Origin of the sequence: Dryocola clanedunensis (genome assembly GCF_038405435.1) — a bacterium.
Lineage (GTDB): Bacteria > Pseudomonadota > Gammaproteobacteria > Enterobacterales > Enterobacteriaceae > Dryocola > Dryocola clanedunensis_A.
Genome location: NZ_JBBYHZ010000004.1, coordinates 438,044 through 455,114 on the forward strand (window position 1 = coordinate 438,044; position 17,071 = coordinate 455,114).

Annotated in this window: 15 protein-coding genes, 1 tRNA gene and 1 pseudogene; 8 read left to right on the top strand and 9 right to left on the bottom strand. The window is 55.6% G+C overall.

Annotation, left to right across the window (positions count from 1 at the left end; all coding sequences use genetic code 11):
- Positions 1-323: 323 nt before the first annotated feature.
- Both AAE045_RS12580 and rsuA read right to left on the bottom strand, forming a co-directional pair.
- Positions 324-1,523 (bottom strand): Bcr/CflA family multidrug efflux MFS transporter, encoded by a 1,200-nt coding sequence (locus AAE045_RS12580; RefSeq protein WP_455548017.1) that lies wholly within the window; start codon positions 1,521-1,523, stop codon positions 324-326.
- A 15-nt stretch (positions 1,524-1,538) separates the two neighbouring features.
- Positions 1,539-2,246, bottom strand: a complete 708-nt coding sequence (gene rsuA / locus AAE045_RS12585; RefSeq protein ID WP_455548018.1) for a 16S rRNA pseudouridine(516) synthase RsuA — start codon at positions 2,244-2,246, stop codon at positions 1,539-1,541.
- A 200-nt stretch (positions 2,247-2,446) separates the two neighbouring features.
- Here rsuA and AAE045_RS12590 point away from each other — a divergent pair, with 200 nt between their 5' ends.
- Both AAE045_RS12590 and rplY read left to right on the top strand, forming a co-directional pair.
- Complete coding sequence (locus AAE045_RS12590) at positions 2,447-4,207, top strand: DEAD/DEAH box helicase (protein ID WP_455548019.1); 1,761 nt, start codon at positions 2,447-2,449, stop codon at positions 4,205-4,207.
- A 125-nt stretch (positions 4,208-4,332) separates the two neighbouring features.
- Positions 4,333-4,617, top strand: a complete 285-nt coding sequence (rplY, locus tag AAE045_RS12595) for a 50S ribosomal protein L25 (protein ID WP_455425195.1) — start codon at positions 4,333-4,335, stop codon at positions 4,615-4,617.
- Between the two features lie 146 nt (positions 4,618-4,763).
- On the opposite strand, the gene yejK is transcribed toward rplY, so the two are convergent.
- The gene (gene yejK / locus AAE045_RS12600; protein WP_271132512.1) at positions 4,764-5,771 is read right to left on the bottom strand and encodes a nucleoid-associated protein YejK; all 1,008 of its coding nucleotides are present in this window, start codon (positions 5,769-5,771) and stop codon (positions 4,764-4,766) included.
- 136 nt (positions 5,772-5,907) lie between these two features.
- Between yejK and AAE045_RS12605 the strand changes: the two genes are divergently transcribed.
- The 6 genes and pseudogenes from AAE045_RS12605 (at position 5,908) to tssD (ending at position 9,653) form a co-directional block, all read left to right on the top strand.
- Positions 5,908-6,135: a YejL family protein gene (locus tag AAE045_RS12605; RefSeq protein ID WP_202303004.1), complete on the top strand. Its 228-nt coding sequence runs from the start codon at positions 5,908-5,910 to the stop codon at positions 6,133-6,135.
- Positions 6,136-6,154: 19 nt separating this feature from the next.
- Positions 6,155-7,918, top strand: coding sequence for an LPS biosynthesis-modulating metalloenzyme YejM (yejM, locus tag AAE045_RS12610; protein ID WP_455548020.1), 1,764 nt, complete (start codon positions 6,155-6,157; stop codon positions 7,916-7,918).
- Between the two features lie 77 nt (positions 7,919-7,995).
- Positions 7,996-8,072 (top strand) — tRNA-Pro (locus AAE045_RS12615).
- 180 nt (positions 8,073-8,252) lie between these two features.
- Positions 8,253-8,813, top strand: a pseudogene (locus tag AAE045_RS12620) (type IV secretion protein Rhs).
- On the top strand, positions 8,810-9,154 hold the full coding sequence (locus AAE045_RS12625; protein WP_455548021.1) for a putative T6SS immunity periplasmic lipoprotein: 345 nt from the start codon (positions 8,810-8,812) through the stop codon (positions 9,152-9,154). Before AAE045_RS12620 ends, AAE045_RS12625 begins: the two are co-directional and overlap by 4 nt.
- A 94-nt stretch (positions 9,155-9,248) precedes the next feature.
- Positions 9,249-9,653, top strand: a complete 405-nt coding sequence (gene tssD, locus AAE045_RS12630; RefSeq protein WP_455548022.1) for a type VI secretion system tube protein TssD — start codon at positions 9,249-9,251, stop codon at positions 9,651-9,653.
- A gap of 45 nt (positions 9,654-9,698) precedes the next feature.
- Here tssD and mgtE read toward each other — a convergent pair whose 3' ends face one another.
- The 6 genes from mgtE to AAE045_RS12660 form a co-directional block, all read right to left on the bottom strand.
- Positions 9,699-11,126: a magnesium transporter gene (mgtE, locus tag AAE045_RS12635; protein ID WP_455548023.1), complete on the bottom strand. Its 1,428-nt coding sequence runs from the start codon at positions 11,124-11,126 to the stop codon at positions 9,699-9,701.
- 93 nt (positions 11,127-11,219) lie between these two features.
- Complete coding sequence (locus AAE045_RS12640; RefSeq protein ID WP_455548024.1) at positions 11,220-12,866, bottom strand: multidrug ABC transporter permease/ATP-binding protein; 1,647 nt, start codon at positions 12,864-12,866, stop codon at positions 11,220-11,222.
- Between the two features lie 74 nt (positions 12,867-12,940).
- Positions 12,941-13,591: a DNA oxidative demethylase AlkB gene (gene alkB, locus AAE045_RS12645; protein WP_455548025.1), complete on the bottom strand. Its 651-nt coding sequence runs from the start codon at positions 13,589-13,591 to the stop codon at positions 12,941-12,943.
- Entirely contained in the window at positions 13,591-14,652 is a 1,062-nt protein-coding gene (ada, locus tag AAE045_RS12650) for a bifunctional DNA-binding transcriptional regulator/O6-methylguanine-DNA methyltransferase Ada (protein ID WP_455548066.1), read from the bottom strand. The genes alkB and ada overlap by 1 nt, the downstream gene beginning before the upstream one ends.
- A gap of 90 nt (positions 14,653-14,742) precedes the next feature.
- Positions 14,743-15,783: an FAD:protein FMN transferase ApbE gene (gene apbE, locus AAE045_RS12655; protein WP_455548026.1), complete on the bottom strand. Its 1,041-nt coding sequence runs from the start codon at positions 15,781-15,783 to the stop codon at positions 14,743-14,745.
- 132 nt (positions 15,784-15,915) lie between these two features.
- Positions 15,916-17,004: a porin OmpC gene (locus AAE045_RS12660; RefSeq protein ID WP_455548027.1), complete on the bottom strand. Its 1,089-nt coding sequence runs from the start codon at positions 17,002-17,004 to the stop codon at positions 15,916-15,918.
- Positions 17,005-17,071: the final 67 nt, after the last annotated feature.

The window sequence follows — 17,071 nt, forward strand, 5'->3', positions numbered from 1 at the left end:
AAAATTCATACAATATATTGCTCAAAGAGTTTACATAAAGGTTAACACATTGTTGCTAAAATGCGTGTAAACAACCTGTAAACCGCTTACATCCGCTGTAGTTTTTTGTTTAATTTTAACTTCCAGACGCTTTTTTGTGCGCCAGCGCACGCGTTTCGGCGCTATATGTAACGCTTTCTGGGATCTAACTCAACCTTTTTAACTACAATGCTGTGACTTTTTGTTGCAGCGGCGTTTACATTCCATAAACAAATTGTAGGCCTGCGAGGGGAAAATTCGTTGATGTGAGTTAACAAAGGGGCATACGTTATGCCCCTTTCAGATTATGCCGATGTTTTATTACGGGGACGGCTTGCGTAGAGATAAAAGAGGATCGAACAGGTGGCGCAGACGGCAATCGACCAGATCATCGGCCATGCGGTGCTGAACGTTGCGACAGAGAGTAGCGCTCCGGTAAACGCACCGATGCCAAAACGAAACGTTCCGGCCAGCGACGACGCCGTACCCGCCATATGGGGAAACTCATCAAGAATGACCGCCATCGCATTTGACGACACCATCGACACACAGCCGACAAACGCCGCAACGCCCAGCACCAGCGCCCAGAAACCGAAGTCAAACTGGGTGCTGATAACCAGCCAGATGGCCATTGCGAACTGCACATAAAGCCCCGTACGGAACATCGCGAGCGCGCCGACGCGGCGTACGAACCGACTGTTAATGATCGTCATGACAAACAGGAAGACGATATTAATCGCAAAGTAGTAGCCAAAGTGCTGCGGCGCCACATGGTTAAGCTCAATGTAAACGAACGGCCCGGCGCTTAAAAACGAGAACATCCCCGCAAAGCTGAAGCCGCTCGCCAGCATATAGCTCAGCACGCGCTTGTGGCGGAACAGCGTGGCGAAGTTGCCGATTGTGGTGCGCAGATGGAACTTCTGGCGATGCTCAACGGGCAGCGTTTCGTGGATGAGGAAAAAAATCATCGCCGAAGCCAGCAGCGCCGCGATAGCCAGGATCCAGAAGATAGCGTGCCAGCTGAACCACACCAGCACCGCACCGCCCACCATAGGCGCGACCAGCGGAGCAATAGTGGTGATCAGCATGACGAACGACATCATGCGGGAGAACTCTTCTTTCGGATAGATATCGCGCATCAGCGCGTTGATCACCACGCTTGCCGCCGCTGCGGATAAACCGTGCAGGAAGCGCATGAAGATCAGATGATCAATGGTCTGGGAAAGCGCGCAGGCTATCGCCGCCGCGGCAAACACCAGCGTCCCCCCCAGCACCACCGGCTTGCGCCCAATGCTGTCAGCCATCGGGCCATAGAACAGCTGGCCGATGGCAAAGCCAAGTATGTAAGTACTTAGCGTCATTTGCGCGCTGCCCGCAGGCACGCCAAATTCAGAGGCGATAACCGGCAGCGCCGGCAGGTACATATCAATCGACAGCGGCATCAACATGGCCAGCAGGCCAAGAATTACAACGATACCGACGGACGAGTTCTGCTTGATGCTCAACGATAACTCCCGAATTTAGCTTTTTGGCATGCCGACGCTGGCAATTTCTTCTTCCGTTAACAGACGGTATTCGCCCGGCTCCAGATCGTCATCCAGGCGGATGCCGCCGATACGCTCGCGGTGCAGGCCAATCACGCGATTCCCCACCGCCGCAAACATACGCTTGACCTGGTGGTAGCGCCCTTCGCTGATGGTCAGGCGCACTTCGGTCGGGGTGATCACTTCAAGGGTAGCGGGCTTTGTCAGGTCTTTTTCATTATGCAGCTGAACGCCCTGCGCAAATTGTTCTGCCGTGTCATCGGAAACCGGGGATTCCAGGGTGACCAGATAGGTTTTCTCGCAGTGGTGACGCGGCGAGGTGATGCGGTGCGACCACTGGCCGTCATCGGTCATCAGCACCAGGCCGGTGGTGTCGATATCCAGGCGTCCCGCAGCGTGTAACTTATAGGCGACGGGTACATCGAGGAAATAAAGCACGGTTGGATGATCGGGGTCTTCCGTTGAGCAGACATATCCCTGCGGCTTGTTGAGCATAAAATAGCGAGGGCCGTTTTGCTGGTTCAGCGGGTTGCCGTCAAACTCAACCTGGTGTTCAGGGCGCAGTTTGAAAGATGCGTCACGCACAATTTCACCGTCGATAGTGATGCGTTGAGCACGGATTTCACGGCCAGCAATGGCACGGCTTACGTCCAGCTGCTGAGAGATAAATTTATCGAGTCGCATTAAGTCTTGCCTGTGTCATGGAGGTACCGGCTTCAATCGCCGGTCGGGCTTTATCGCCCGTTTTTGAGGACAAAATCGTTTGCCTGTTAATTAGTTTGCCAGTATAGCGGGATAGAAAACTCTCTCAAGCTAAAACCCCGTTTCATGCCATAATCGCCGCTGAAGCATTCAATGAACCAATCAATGAAGCCAGATTTCTGATGTCCTTTACTCTACGCCCGTACCAGCAAGAAGCGGTGGATGCCACCCTCGCCCATTTTCGTAAGCACCTGGAGCCAGCCGTTATCGTGCTGCCAACCGGCGCAGGTAAAAGCCTGGTGATCGCCGAGCTGGCGCGTATTGCCCGTGGACGCGTGTTGGTACTTGCTCACGTTAAAGAGCTGGTTGCCCAGAACCACGCAAAATATCGCGCGCTGGGGCTTGAGGCCGATATCTTTGCCGCCGGTCTGTCGCGTAAAGAGAGCCACGGCAAAGTGGTTTTCGGCAGCGTGCAGTCCGTGGCGCGAAACCTTGACCAGTTTCACGGAGAGTTTTCGCTGCTGATCGTGGACGAATGCCACCGCATCGGCGAGTCCGACGACAGCCAGTATCAGCAAATACTTTCTCATCTGCGCACCGCCAACCCTAAGCTGCGCCTGCTCGGGCTGACCGCTACGCCCTATCGTCTTGGCAAGGGCTGGATTTATCACTTTCATTATCACGGCATGGTGCGCGGCGATGAAAAAGCGCTGTTCCGCGACTGCATCTACGAGCTGCCGCTGCGCTATATGATTAAAAATGGTTATCTGACGCCGCCTGAGCGGCTGGATATGCCCGTTGTGCAGTATGATTTCAGCCGCCTGCAGGCCCGGTCCAACGGCTTATTCAGCGAAGCCGATCTTAACCGCGAGCTAAAACAGCAAAAGCGCATCACGCCCCATATCATCAGCCAGATTGTTGAATTTGCCGCCGAGCGGCGCGGCGTAATGATTTTCGCCGCTACCGTTGAACACGCGAAGGAAATTACCGCCCTGCTGCCCGCAAGCGACGCCGCGCTGATTACCGCAGACACGCCCGGCCCGGTTCGCGACACGCTGATCGAAGCTTTCAAACAGCAGCAGTTCCGCTATCTGGTCAACGTGGCGGTGCTTACCACCGGTTTTGACGCCCCCCATGTGGATTTGATTGCCATCCTGCGACCAACGGAATCAGTAAGTCTTTACCAACAGATCGTGGGGCGCGGGCTGCGCCTGTCGCCTGGCAAAACCGACTGCCTGATTCTGGACTATGCCGGTAACCCGCACGATCTCTTTACCCCGGAAGTTGGCAACGCGAAAGGCAAAAGTGACAACGTGCCGGTACAGGTTTTTTGCCCTTCCTGCGGCTTTGCCAATACTTTCTGGGGCAAAACCACCGTCGACGGCACCCTCATTGAGCATTTTGGCCGCCGCTGTCAGGGCTGGTTTGAAGATGACGAAGGGCATCGCGAGCAGTGCGATTACCGCTTCCGCTTCAAAAATTGCCCGCAGTGCAATGCGGAAAACGATATTGCCGCCCGCCGCTGCCACACCTGTGACCATGTGCTGGTCGACCCGGACGACATGCTGAAGGCGGCGCTGAAGCTGAAAGATGCGCTGGTCCTGCGCTGTAGCGGTATGGCGCTGCAGCACGGCGGCGATGCGAAAGGCGACTGGCTGAAAATCACCTATTACGACGAGGACGGAGCGGATGTAAGCGAGCGCTTCCGTCTGCACACCCCGGCCCAGCGCATGGCCTTCGAGCAGCTGTTTATCCGCCCTCACAGCCGCGCACCGGGCGTCCCCTTGCGCTGGATAACGGCGGCTGACGTTGTCACCCAGCAGGCGCTCCTGCGCCATCCTGATTTTGTCGTCGCCCGTAAAAACGGCAGCTTCTGGAACGTTCGGGAAAAGGTATTCGACTACGAAGGGCGCTACCGCCGGGCAAATGAATTGCGCGGTTAGTGGCGATACGCATTGCCCATCCGGTCAGATATGGCTATAATGCCGCCCGCTTTTGCATCCGCAAAGCAGATAACTTACCTGTTGCTGGGTCGCCTGTAGCAGGCTTATTTAGAGAGAAACATTTAATGTTTACTATCAATGTTGAAGAACGCAAAGAGCAGGGCAAGGGTGCGAGCCGCCGCCTGCGTGCAGCAAACAAATTCCCAGCTATCATCTACGGTGGCAAAGAAGCTGCAATCTCTATCGAACTGGACCACGACTCCGTAATGAACCTGCAAACTAAGCCAGGTTTCTACGAAGAAGTTCTGACTCTGGTTGTTAACGGTAAAGAAGTAAAAGTGAAGGTTCAGGCTGTTCAGCGTCACCCGTTCAAGCCAAAACTGTCTCACATCGACTTCGTTCGCGCTTAATCGCGAATCAGGCTCGAAAAAAAACCCGCTTCGGCGGGTTTTTTGCTTTCTGGCTCAGGGATAAGAGCGTGTCGGATAGCGCATACTCGTATTCCACCTACTTAACTTGTAGGGTGGGTAAGCGCTAGCGTCACCCACCGAAGCTGTTACTTGCCTGAACTGCGGCGCTGGAGCTGATCGCGCAGGTTTGGTGGGGTGCCTTTGATGGTCAGGGTGTCGGTAGCCGGATCCCAGAAGATGCGCTCACCGAGCAGCATGGCGTCGAAGTTAATCGTTAAGCCACCGCCGCTGCCGGCATATTTGGTCAGCTGGCGCAGGGTGCTGCGATCCGCCGGGAAGCTCTCTTCCAGCTCGTAGCCTTTTTCCGCGGTGAACTGCTGGAAGTTTTTGTCATCAACGGCCCACGGCAGCTCATCCGCCAGGGACGACAGCTCGATTTCTTCACCGGCCTGCAGCTGCTCGTTGCAGTAGGCGTATACCTGCTGGCGAGCCGTCTGGCGCTCATTCTTATCCAGCTGCGCTTCGTTGGTGAAGTCATCCAGCGCCTGTAGCAGGCCCTTGTTCTGCGCTTTGGCATTCAGCCCTTCGCTGGCGCCAAGGAAGTCCATGAAGAAATCGGATACCTTACGGCCAACGCGTCCTCTGAGGAACGTGAGGTAACGGGTAGATTCCGGATTCGTTTCCCATTCGGTCAGGTCGACCCGCGCCACGATATCGGCGTGGTTGATATCCAGATAATGCGTGGAGCTGATATCCAGCTCTTCGTTGACGCGCATGCTGCTCAGGTTGTTGAGCACCGCCACCAGAAGATATTCCACGGCCAGGTAACGATAGTGGCAAAACAGCACGATACCGCCATCCGCAAAGGGATATTTCGCCAGTTCATCGCGCAGACGGCCGGTCGCCGCACGGCTGAAGGCAAGGAAATCCTCATCCCCTCTGCGCTGTGAACGCAGGGCTTCTGCCAGTTCGCTCTCTTCGCTGAACAGGCCGTAAGCTTTATTTTTGGCGCTGTACACACGGTGCAGCTCAGCCATCATCTCTTCTACGGCACCGTTAGTTGCCAGCAGGGAATCGCGCAGCACCACCTCAAGCGTCTCTTCGCCGCGCTTGATAAGCTGATGCAGGGCAATCTGGTTGATATCCAGACTCATGTTAAACTCTCCTTTTAGACCGGGCGGTATTCAACCACTGCCGGCAGCCTTGTGCAACAGAAGATAAAAATGCAGAAAAAAAGGCGCTGCTACGGTAAGATAACGCCCTTTCCTGAACATAACCGATTCTGAATTTATGCCACAAATATCCCGTTATAGTGATGAACAAGTAGAAGAGCTGTTGGCCGAGCTGGCTGGCGTGCTGGAAAAACACCATGCGCCTACCGATCTTTCCCTGATGGTTCTGGGAAATATGGTCACCAACCTTATCAACACCAGTGTGGCTTCGGCCCAGCGCCGCACGCTGGCTCAGTCCTTCGCGCAGGCGCTGCAAGCCTCCGTGAGTGAAGACAAAGCTCATTAAGGGATTGTAGCTACGAGTTATGGTGACTAACCGTCAGCGCTACCGCGAAAAAGTTTCCCAGATGGTCAGTTGGGGACACTGGTTCGCCCTGTTCAATATCCTGCTGGCCACGCTGCTGGGTAGCCGCTATTTGTTCGTCGCCGACTGGCCAACGACGCTAACCGGGCGTATCTACTCGTACCTGAGCGTTATTGGTCACTTTAGCTTTGTGGTGTTTGCGGCGTATCTGCTGATACTCTTCCCGCTGACCTTCGTCGTCATGTCGCAGCGGCTGATGCGCTTCCTGTCGGCGGCTTTTGCCACGGCGGGCCTGACGCTGCTGCTTATCGACAGCGAAGTCTTCACCCGTTTCCACCTCCATCTCAACCCCATCGTCTGGGAACTGGTGATTAACCCCGACCAGAGCGAAATGGCGCGCGACTGGCAGCTGATGTTTATCAGCGTGCCGGTGATCCTGCTGATTGAGATGCTGTTTGCGACCTGGAGCTGGCAGAAGCTGCGCAGCCTGGGACGGCGCAGACACTATGCCAGACCGCTTGTCGCCCTGTTCTTTGTGGCCTTCTTCAGCAGCCATATTATGTATATCTGGGCGGATGCGAATTTCTATCGCCCAATCACCATGCAGCGTGCAAACCTGCCGCTGGCCTATCCGATGACGGCCCGCCGCTTCCTCGAGAAGCACGGCCTGCTGGATGCAAAAGAGTACCAGCGCCGTCTCGTTGAGCAGGGCAATCCGGAAGCGGTATCGGTACAGTACCCGCTGAGCAATCTGCAGTTCAGCGATATGGGCACCGGACATAACGTTCTGCTGATCACCGTTGATGGCCTGAACGCCTCGCGCGTCGCCAAAGACCTCCCTTCCCTTAACCAGTTCGCCCAGAGCAACGTGAACTTCACCCAGCACATGAGCGCGGGTAACGGCACGGATAACGGCATCTTCGGCCTGTTCTACGGTATTTCACCGGCCTATATGGACGGCGTGCTTTCCGCCCGCATTCCGGCCGCGCTGATCACCGCGCTTAACCAGCAGGGCTACCAGCTCGGCCTGTTTGCCTCTGACGGGTTTAACTCGTCCATGTATCGTCAGGCGCTGCTCTCTGACTTCTCTTTACCGTCGGCCAAAAGCCAGTCGGACAGCGAGACCGCCTCGCAGTGGATCAACTGGCTGACCCAGTACGCATCCGAAGACAACCGCTGGTTCTCCTGGATTGCCTTTAACGGCACCAGCATTACCGACGACAGCAATCAGCAGGCCTTCACCCGCCGCTATGCCCGCGCGGCCCATAATGTAGATGCACAGATTCAGCGGGTGCTGGACGGCCTGAAGGCCACCGGCAAGCTCGAAAATACCGTAGTGATCATCACTGCCGGTCATGGCGTACCGCTGGGCAGCGAAAGGGACTCCTTCGCCTGGTCACGTTCGCGCATTCAGGTGCCGCTGGTCATTCACTGGCCGGGCACGCCGGCACAAACCGTCGGCAAGCTGACCGATCATCAGGATATTATGACGACCCTGATGCAGCGTCTGCTGCATGTTAAAACCCCGCCGAACGAGTATTCGCAGGGTGAAGATCTGTTTGCCGCTACCCGTCGTAATAACTGGGTAGTGGGCGCGGATAACAACAGCCTCGCAGTGACCATGCCGCAGATGACCCTGGTGCTGGATAATAACGGTAACTACCGCATTTATGACTTGCAGGGCGAACGCGTAGAAGAAACCAAGCCGCAGCTGGGGCTTCTGCTTCAGGTTCTGACAGATGAGAAGCGCTTCATCGCTAACTGACTGTCTATTTATAAGGCACTTAGCATGGCATCATCTTGCAATGGCCGACAAAAGCGGTAATATTTTTACCCAGTTGTCGGCACGTAGCGCAGCCTGGTAGCGCATCGTCATGGGGTGGCGAGGGTCGAGAGTTCAAATCTCTCCGTGCCGACCAAATTTCTTATCCAGGACAGAGGGTTAATCGAAAGATTAGCCCTTTTTCTTTTCTACAGCCCATTACCTTCAGCGGCCTGCTTCCCTCTCAAGCTCGATTTGTGACTCACCCCCCTTCCCTGTGCACCACTTTAAACCGTACGATTAATGTTCAATTCCATCATGGAGCGGAGGAAATTGAATGCCGGTAGATGAAAGCATAGAACCCACATCAGGTACGCGGATCCAACCTGGAGGGGTAAGACAGCTGACGACAGGAGAAATAGCCTTAGCAAAAAACTTATACGGTTACAGCATCAAATACAGCTAGGTTTGGGTACACAGAGAAAGTTACCTACCCTTTAATTTGCAGCCTGTCGACGTTGCAATGAGTCCGAACGGCGAGATGTGGTTCAGAGAAGAGACCTACTCCCCGGACTTTTCTTTAGAGTTTAAAATCGACAAAAAACACAGATTTATGCATGAGATGATGCATGTCTGGCAAGCCCACAAAGGTATGTTCGTCAGAACCAGAGGGCTGTTCTCACGTTTCGCCGATTACACTTACAGCCTGGATAAAGCTGATTTACTTCACTATGGATTAGAGCAGCAGGCTTCGATAGTCAGTGATTATTGGCTCTTGCTTAATGTCGGTTTTGCAGGAAGAAAGGGATTATATGATTATCGAGATTACGATCCTCATGAGTCGATATATTCTCTGATAGCCAGATACAAGGCAGTATTAAAAGGATTTCCCGGATGAAACGACTAATTATTTTACTATCATTCCTGCTGTCAGGCTGTCCGGGCGGAAACCCGGCCCCTCATCCAAGAGCTACGTTCATTGATGGTGAACATCTTTGCTTCAGTTTAGATAGCAAAGATGTGCTCGATTATTATCGCATTGAATCAAGTGAAAATATAAAAAATAGCCTGATAACATATGAAGATGACTTACATCTTTCTTACCCCAATGATTGTATAAATTTCAAATGGCGCTACGGATATTCGTATGCCATTACTTATAGCCTTAATAACAACAAATATGTGCATGAATTTTTTATAGATAACAATGGACGTTTAACCCATCTGGGAGGTTTATAATGTCACTACCCGCATATTTATTTCTCTACGATGAAAGGGCGAGCTGGTCAAGGGCGACTGTACGGCCCCCGGCAGGGAGGGCGCTATCGAAGTGATGAACAGCAGCTACGGGATTAGGCTCGGCGTGGACAGCCACACCGGTAACATGACGGGCTCCCGGCAGCACAATCCCTTTATTATTCATAAACAGCTTGATAAAGTCAGCCCCTGGCTTGCCGTCGCCGTTTGCGAATCGAAAAGGCTGCAGAAAGCGGTAATCCACTATTATGAGATCGTAGACGCCGGAATAGAAACCGAAGTTTATCGGGTGACGTTAGATAGCGTTGTCATCGTCTCTTTAGATTTCAGCCACGTTTATTATCCCGGCAGTACAGCACCGAATATGCATGAAGTAGTCGGTTTCAGATCCAGAGGAATTGAGTGGAACTATCTTAAAGGCAATATTAAATATGATGATGCCTGGATAAAACCGCAAAACAGCGAGCAGAACAATCCATAACAGAAAGGGGCCTGAAGCCCCTTGCGTTTAATTATCTGGCCATCCTCAAAGCAGGAATATTGTCGCCAGCCCGAGAAATATAAAGAAGCCGCCGGTATCGGTCAGGGCGGTGATCATCACGCTGGAGCCTACCGCCGGATCTTTTCCCAGCCTGGTCATGATCATTGGGATCAGCACGCCCATTAATGCCGCGACCAGCAGGTTTAAAACCATCGCCAGCGTCATCACTCCACCCAGCGCGGGGTCGTCATACAGTAGCCAGGTGACGGTGCCCATTACCCCGCCCCAGACAATCCCGTTGATCAGCGCCACGCCCAGCTCGCGAAAAACTAAAAACGAGTAGTTGCCCGCCTGAATATGCTGCAGGGCCAGCGCGCGAACAATCATGGTAATGGTCTGGTTGCCGGTGTTACCGCCGATCCCCGCCACAATCGGCATCAGCGAGGCGAGGGCCACCAGCTGGGAGATGGTATGTTCGAACATCCCGATGACGCGCGAGGCAACGAACGCCGTGCAAAGGTTTATCGCCAGCCATGCCCAGCGCGCTTTAACCGCTTTGGTTACCGGTGCAAAAACATCTTCTTCCGCGCTTAAGCCCCCCATGCGGCGTAAATCGCTGTCCGTCTCCTCATAAACTACGTCAATGATTTCATCGATGGTGAGGCGGCCCATCAGCCTGCCCGCGGCGTCGATGACGGCGGCGCTGATCAGGTTATCCCTTTCAAAGGTGCGGGCCGCAGTCTCGTCGTGATCTTCGGGGGCAAAGCACGTCGGGTTATCGTCCATCACCTTCAGTACAGGTGTTTCAGGGGAGTGAAGCAGGATGGTGGTCAGCCCCAGTTCGCCCAGCAGCGTCTTGTCGCGGCTGGTGACAAACAGTTTATCGGTGTTTTCCGGCACCCTGCCGCGCAGGCGGAGATAACGCTGAACAACGCCCAGCGTAACGTCGGCACGGACGGTTATCACCTCAAAGTCCATGATCGCGCCGACGCTGTGCTTGTCGTAGTGCAGGACTTTACGAACCTGGGCGCGCGAATCCTGCGGCAGCGTCGACAGCAGGCGCCCCATCAGGTCGCGGGGCAGATACTGCGCAAGATAGATCTGGTCGTCGATATCGAGCGGGGCCAGCGCCCTCAGCAGCTCTTTATCGCTCATATCTTCGATAAGGTCGTCCCAGACGGTTTCTGACGCTTCAGTCAGCACCGGTCCGCGCTTGTCTTCTTTGACCAGGCTCCACAGCGCGTCACGCTCTTCGCTGGGCAGCGCTTCAAGCACGTCCGCAAGGTCAGGGGCCGGCAGCCGGGTAACCAGCTCGACAAGTTCGTTAATATCCTGCTCTGGCGTTTGCGCATCGGGCGAAGGTAAACGCCCGAGAAGGCCGCTGGCGACGGCTTTATTAGTAAGCAGAATCTGAAGGATTCGGGCGCGATCTTCGGCGCGTTGTCTGGTGCTGTACTTAGGCGTGGCTGACATCTGGCGTTTTTCCCTGATAACGACGACGTTAGTTATAGCCTTAAGCCGCCCAGAAAACAAAAAACCAGCCTTTAACAGCTGGTTTTTTAATACTTAACTTCCCGTTCTGGCTACCGCATCCCGGGAAGCGCTGTCACGCTCGTGCCCGGTCAGTTCGCTTAGCTGCCCTTTGCGCATCTCCAGCAGGCGGTCAGCGTGGATAAAATAGTGGTCGTCGTGGCTGATGGCGAAAATCGTTTTGCCCATCTGCTGCATCAGCGGCAGCAGCTCCTGATAAAACTCCCTGCGGAAGTGAGGATCCTGATCGGCGGCCCACTCGTCGAGCAGGATGATGTCCCGCTCTTCCGCCAGCGCCAGCAGCAGCGCCACGCGTTTTTTCTGCCCCTTGGAGAGCTTCAGATTGAGGATGGTGCCGTTGTCCAGCTCCAGCTTTTCGCTCATTTTCAGGCGTTCCAGCCAGCTGGCAACCAGCTCGGGCTTAGCCTGTGCGCCCTGCTGCCCCAGCAGCCGGTCAAACAGCCAGACGTCGGTAAAGACCGCGGAGAAGAGCTTGCGGTAGTCATCCATGCTGCCAGCGTCGATCTGCCTGCCGTCGAGGTAAATCGCGCCGGAAACCGGATGATAAAGTCCGGTCAACAGCATCGCCAGCGTCGATTTGCCGCTGCCGTTGCCGCCTATCAGGAAAATAAGCTCGCCGCGTTCGATCTTCAGGTTCAGCGGCCCGACGGAAAAGGCGTTGTCGCCATATTTAAAGACGACGTCGCGCATCTCCAGCGTCTGCCACTGCCCCGCTTCTTTCGAGCGAGGAAAGGCCGCATCGTAAGGGGCGAGCTCAAATTTTTTCAGCTTGTTGAACGCCACCTGTGCGCTTAGCAGCGTCGGCAGCGCGCCAACGGCGGAAAGCATCGGCGTACGCAGGAAAAGCAACGTCAGCGAGAAAGTTGCGGCAACGTTAGTATCCGACCAGCCGAGGCTGTTGGCCATCCAGAACACCAGGCCAATCACGCCCAGCATCATAATATTTGACCAGTTAACGGCGCTCAGGTGGAAGGTGTCAGCGCGAATAATGTGGCTGCGGTAGTCGCTGGCGTGAGGAACATAGGTATCTTCATAAAGGCGTTCAGCACGCTCGCGGTTCAGCGCCAGCTCTTTACGGCCTTCGATAACCGTCTGGTAATCGTTATAAAGCTGATCCTCGATGTCGCGCAGCCTGGCAAGATGCTTATAGACGCGGGCCACCAGCACGAAGCCGCCGAAAATCGTGATCGCCACCCAGACGGCGGTCACCGCCAGCATTTTTGGCGAGAGCCACGCCAGATAGGCGGCGGAGCCGAAGGTCAGGATGATCCCCTGCACCAGCTCGGGCAGGCGCACGAAGGCGATGGTGATATTGCGCACGTCGCTGGTCAGGCCCGCCAGCAGCGCGGCGCTGCCAAGCTGCTCAACGCGCTCGACGTGGGTATCCATCAGGCGCTTGATGAATTCGCTGCGCAGGCGATAGACGAAATGGTGGCCGAGCGTGGTAAGCGCCAGCTGCGAGCCAAGCGTTACCGCCATCAGAAGCAGCAGCAGACCGAGGAACTCGGGGAGTACCGACAGAGAAATATCCGGGGTTTCAATCAGCCGCTGGTTGATAAAGGCAATCAGGCCGATACCCAGCGCGGCGCTGGCGAGGCTAAGGACCATCACCATGATAAATGGCCAGCGGTACTGCCGGTAAACTACGCGTAAAAGTTCCATCACTCACTACCCGAAAACAAAAACAGCGAGCAGTTTAAACGGCAACGCGCCCACAGCAAGAATAATTCTTATTTTTATTCGCTTTTTGATGTACTGCGGAAGGTGAGGTTATACCGGGCTTCGCCCGTGGCGGCATGCTGTCCCGGCTTGAGCGGTAAAATACCGTGGTAGAACAGGCGTGACGCCCCGCCCCAGACCACAACGTCGCCGTGCTCCAGCATAACTTTTTGAAGGTGATCGTTACGTTTCAGCCCGCCAAACTGAAAGACCGCGGGCAGGCCGAGCGAAACGGAAACGATAGGCTGCTGCAGGTTCGGCTCGTCCTTATCCTGGTGCAGCGACAGCTTCGCCCCGGGCACGTAGCGGTTGATAAGACAGGCATCCGGTGAGAAACCGGGATAGCCCGCTGCGGCAGAAGCGGCGTCGGACAGCGCCCGGAAAGCCTGTGGCATAGCGGGCCAGGGTTGACCGGTAAGCGGGTCGTCCGGGGAATAAAGGTAGCCGTACTGGTTAGTCGTCCAGCCTCTCTCGCCGCAGTTAGTCATCGCCACGGACATGGTGTAGCCGCCCGGCGTGACCATCTGGCGAAACGGTGAGTGCCGGGCGACGTGCGCAATCTGCGCAAGCAGCTCGTCTGCCTGAGCGCGGGAGAAACGCCGCAGGATCACGGCTCCGTCCGCCAGCGGCTCCTGCCAGGGAGATTCGTCCGCAAAGAGATCCAACATTATTCTTTCCTCTGCTGCGCTTCCAGATTGAGAAGCAGCTGCTTGCGCTCCACGCCCCAGCGATAGCCGGAAAGCGCGCCATCGTTCCGCACCACACGATGACATGGGATAACGACGGCCAGCCGGTTTGCGGCACAGGCCCCCGCCACTGCCCTGATCGCTTGCGGATTACCCATTCGTTCGGCAATCTGCCGGTAGCTGGCCGTTTCGCCCGCCGGAATAGCCCGCAGCGTCTGCCAGACCTGCCGCTGGAATGCCGTTCCCTGGATATCAAGCGGCAGTTCGAATGCCCCGCCAGGATGGTCAAGATAGCTCACCACGCCTGCGACACGCTTCGCAAAAGCCTCGTCGCCCGCTGACACGGTAGCCTGCGGAAATAGCGACTCAAGTTCGGCAATTAATTCTTCTGGCGCGTTACCTAACAGTATGGCGCAAATCCCCCGCTCGCTCTCGGCAACCAGAAACTCGCCCAGGTTGCAGGTGCCCACAACAAACTGGATGGCCGTGCTCTTGCCGCCCTGGCGGTACTGGCGGGCGGTCATGCCCAGCGTGTTATCGGCCTGTTGATAGAAACTGCTGCCCGACTGAAAACCGGCGTCATAGGCGGCCTGGGTAACGGTACCACTTTTCGTAAGCTGCTCGCGCAGCCGCCGGGCGCGCAGCGCTTTTTGCCAGGCGGAGGGGGTGACGCCGACGATGCTTTTAAAGATGCGGTGGAAATGAAAAGGGCTCATCGCCACGCTGGCTGCCACGGCCTCAAGCGTCAATGCCTCCGGACTGGCCTCCATAATACGGCAGGCCTGCATGATGCGTTCCGCACGCTGCTGCTCCGGGGCGAGCTTATCCGGCTGGCAGCGCTTGCAGGGGCGAAAACCCGCTGCTGAAGCCGCGTCAGGGCTGTGGAAAAAAAGCACGTTTTTGCGCAGCGGATGACGCGCTGTACAGGAAGGACGGCAGAAAATACCGGTCGTCCTGACGGCAAATACAAATTCGCCGTCGGCCTGAGCATCACGGGTTTCCACGGCCTGCCAGCGCCGCTCATCAGCGGTAACGTCATTCATCGTTTTCATGACCTGCTCCTCTGTTTGCTGTCACAGGATGACTTTGCCACGCTTGCCGGGACGGAAAACCCACATTCTTGCTTTCTAATTCTACTCGCTCAGCAGGAAGGTTTTAAACTGGGGCGACATCCAGGTTGAGAAACCGTCGCCCTCTTTAGTAATAAGGTAGACCGCCAGCCCCTCTTTCTGGGCAACCTGCTTCGCTTTCTCTGTGCCGAGGACCATCAGCCCCGTGTCCCAGCCGTCGGCTTCCAGCGCCGTAGTGGCGATAACCGTGGCGGAGACCAGCCGGTGCTGGATAGGCGCGCCGGTCGTCGGGTCGATAACGTGCGACAGGCGTTTGCCATCCAGCTCGTAGTAATTGCGGTAGCTGCCGGAGGTGCTGATCCCGTGACCGTTCAGGTCGACCACCGCCTGCACGGCGTTTTCCCGGTCAGTCGGTTTCTGAATCGCCACGCGCCAGGCCTTGCCGTCCGGGTTAGTGCCACGCGTCACCACCGCCCCACCGACGGAGACCAGATAGCGCCCAATGCCGTTTTGCTCCATCAGGCGCGCCAGGTGGTCTGCAGCGTACCCCTCCCCTACGGTCGAGAGATCGACATACAGGCCCGGCAGATCTTTTTGCAGCCACTGCTCGCCTGCCTGATTAATCACTTTCAGGTGCTGCAGGCCGGTCAGTGCCCTCGCCGCGTCAATCTGCGCCTGGTCCGGCGTCTTCACCGGCTGCTTATCCGGGCCGAACCCCCACAGGTTAACCAGCGGGCCAACCGTAATATCCATTGCGCCATCGGTTTTCGCGCCAATTCGCAGCGAGAGCGTCACGATGTCGCTCATCCCTTCGCTGACCCGGTAAGGTTCGGTGCTGCGGGACTGGTTAAAGCGCGACAGCGCGGAATCTGATTTATAAGTCGACAGCAGGCGGTCGTCGGCGTCCAGCTGAGCCTGAATTTTCGCCCGTAGCTCGCTCTGGCGAGCTTTATCGACGCCGGCCAGGCTGGCGCGCCAGAAGGTGCCCATAGTTTTACCTTCCAGCACCATGCCCGTGCTTTCTTTAGCTGGCTGATTATCGCACCCGGCGAGTACAAGAAGTGCCACGGCGAACAGGCCACGGCGAAGCAGTTGTCGTTCCATTGGTGTCTTTCTCCAGTTCTGAGGCGCAAGAGTATATCAAAAGGGGAAAGCGATGAGGCAAAGCGGGGGTTTTGTTGAGCTTAAAGAAAGAAAAAAGGCGCCCTGAGGCGCCTTTTATAACGAATGTCGGACTTAGAACTGGTAAACCAGGCCCAGCGCAACGATATCGTCGGTACCTACGCCAGAAGCGCGGGTGAAGTCGTTTTCGTCCAGCAGGTTGATTTTGTAATCAACGTAGGTGGACATGTTTTTGTTGAAGTAGTAAGTCGCGCCAACATCAACATATTTCAGCAGGTCCTGATCGCCGTAACCTTCGATGTCTTTACCTTTGGACTGCAGGTAAGCCACGGAAGGACGCAGACCGAAGTCGAACTGGTACTGAGCAACAACTTCGAAGTTCTGTGCTTTGTTAGCAAAGCCCAGGTCGCCTGCGCGAGTTGCGTTGTAGGTCTGGGTGTACTGAGTTGCCAGGTAAACGTTGTTCGCGTCATATTTCAGGCCGCCGGTGTAAGTTTCAGCACGGTCACCTTCGCCAACCAGCATTTCGTTCTGGTCAGTAGTACGCTTGGAGCTGGCAATTGCAGAACCTACGCTGAAGCCTTCGCCCAGATCGTAAGTCAGGGAGCCGCCGAAGCCGTCACCGTTCTGACGCTGTGCGCCACGACCGTTGTTGGTTGAGCCTTCGCCAGATGGGCTGCCGTTTTTACCCTGGTACTGCAGAGCAAAGTTCAGGCCGTCAACCAGACCGAAGAAGTCGGTGTTACGGTAAGTAGCAACGCCGTTAGCACGGGATTGCAGGAAGTTGTCGGAACCGTAGGTGTCGCCGCCAAACTCTGGCAGAACGTCGGTCCAGGAAGTTACGTCGTATACAACGCCGTAGTTACGACCGTAGTCGAAAGAGCCGTAGTCAGCAAAGCGCAGACCAGCAAACGCCAGACGAGTCCAGGAGTTGTTTTCGCTTTCAGCGCTGTTGCCCTGAATCTGGTATTCCCACTGGCCGTAACCGGTCAGCTGGTCGTTTACCTGAGTTTCGCCTTTGAAGCCCAGACGCATATAGGTCTGGTCGCCGTCTGCGCCGTCGTCATCAGAGAAGTAGTGCAGGCCATCAACTTTACCGTACAGATCTAATTTGTTGCCGTCTTTGTTATAAATTTCGGCCGCATGAGCGGTGCCTGCTACCAGCAGAGCTGGAACCAGGAGGGACAGTACTTTAACTTTCATGTTATTAACCCTCTGTTATATGCCTTTTTATATGCCACTGCTTACTGATTACCCTCTAATCAGTCGG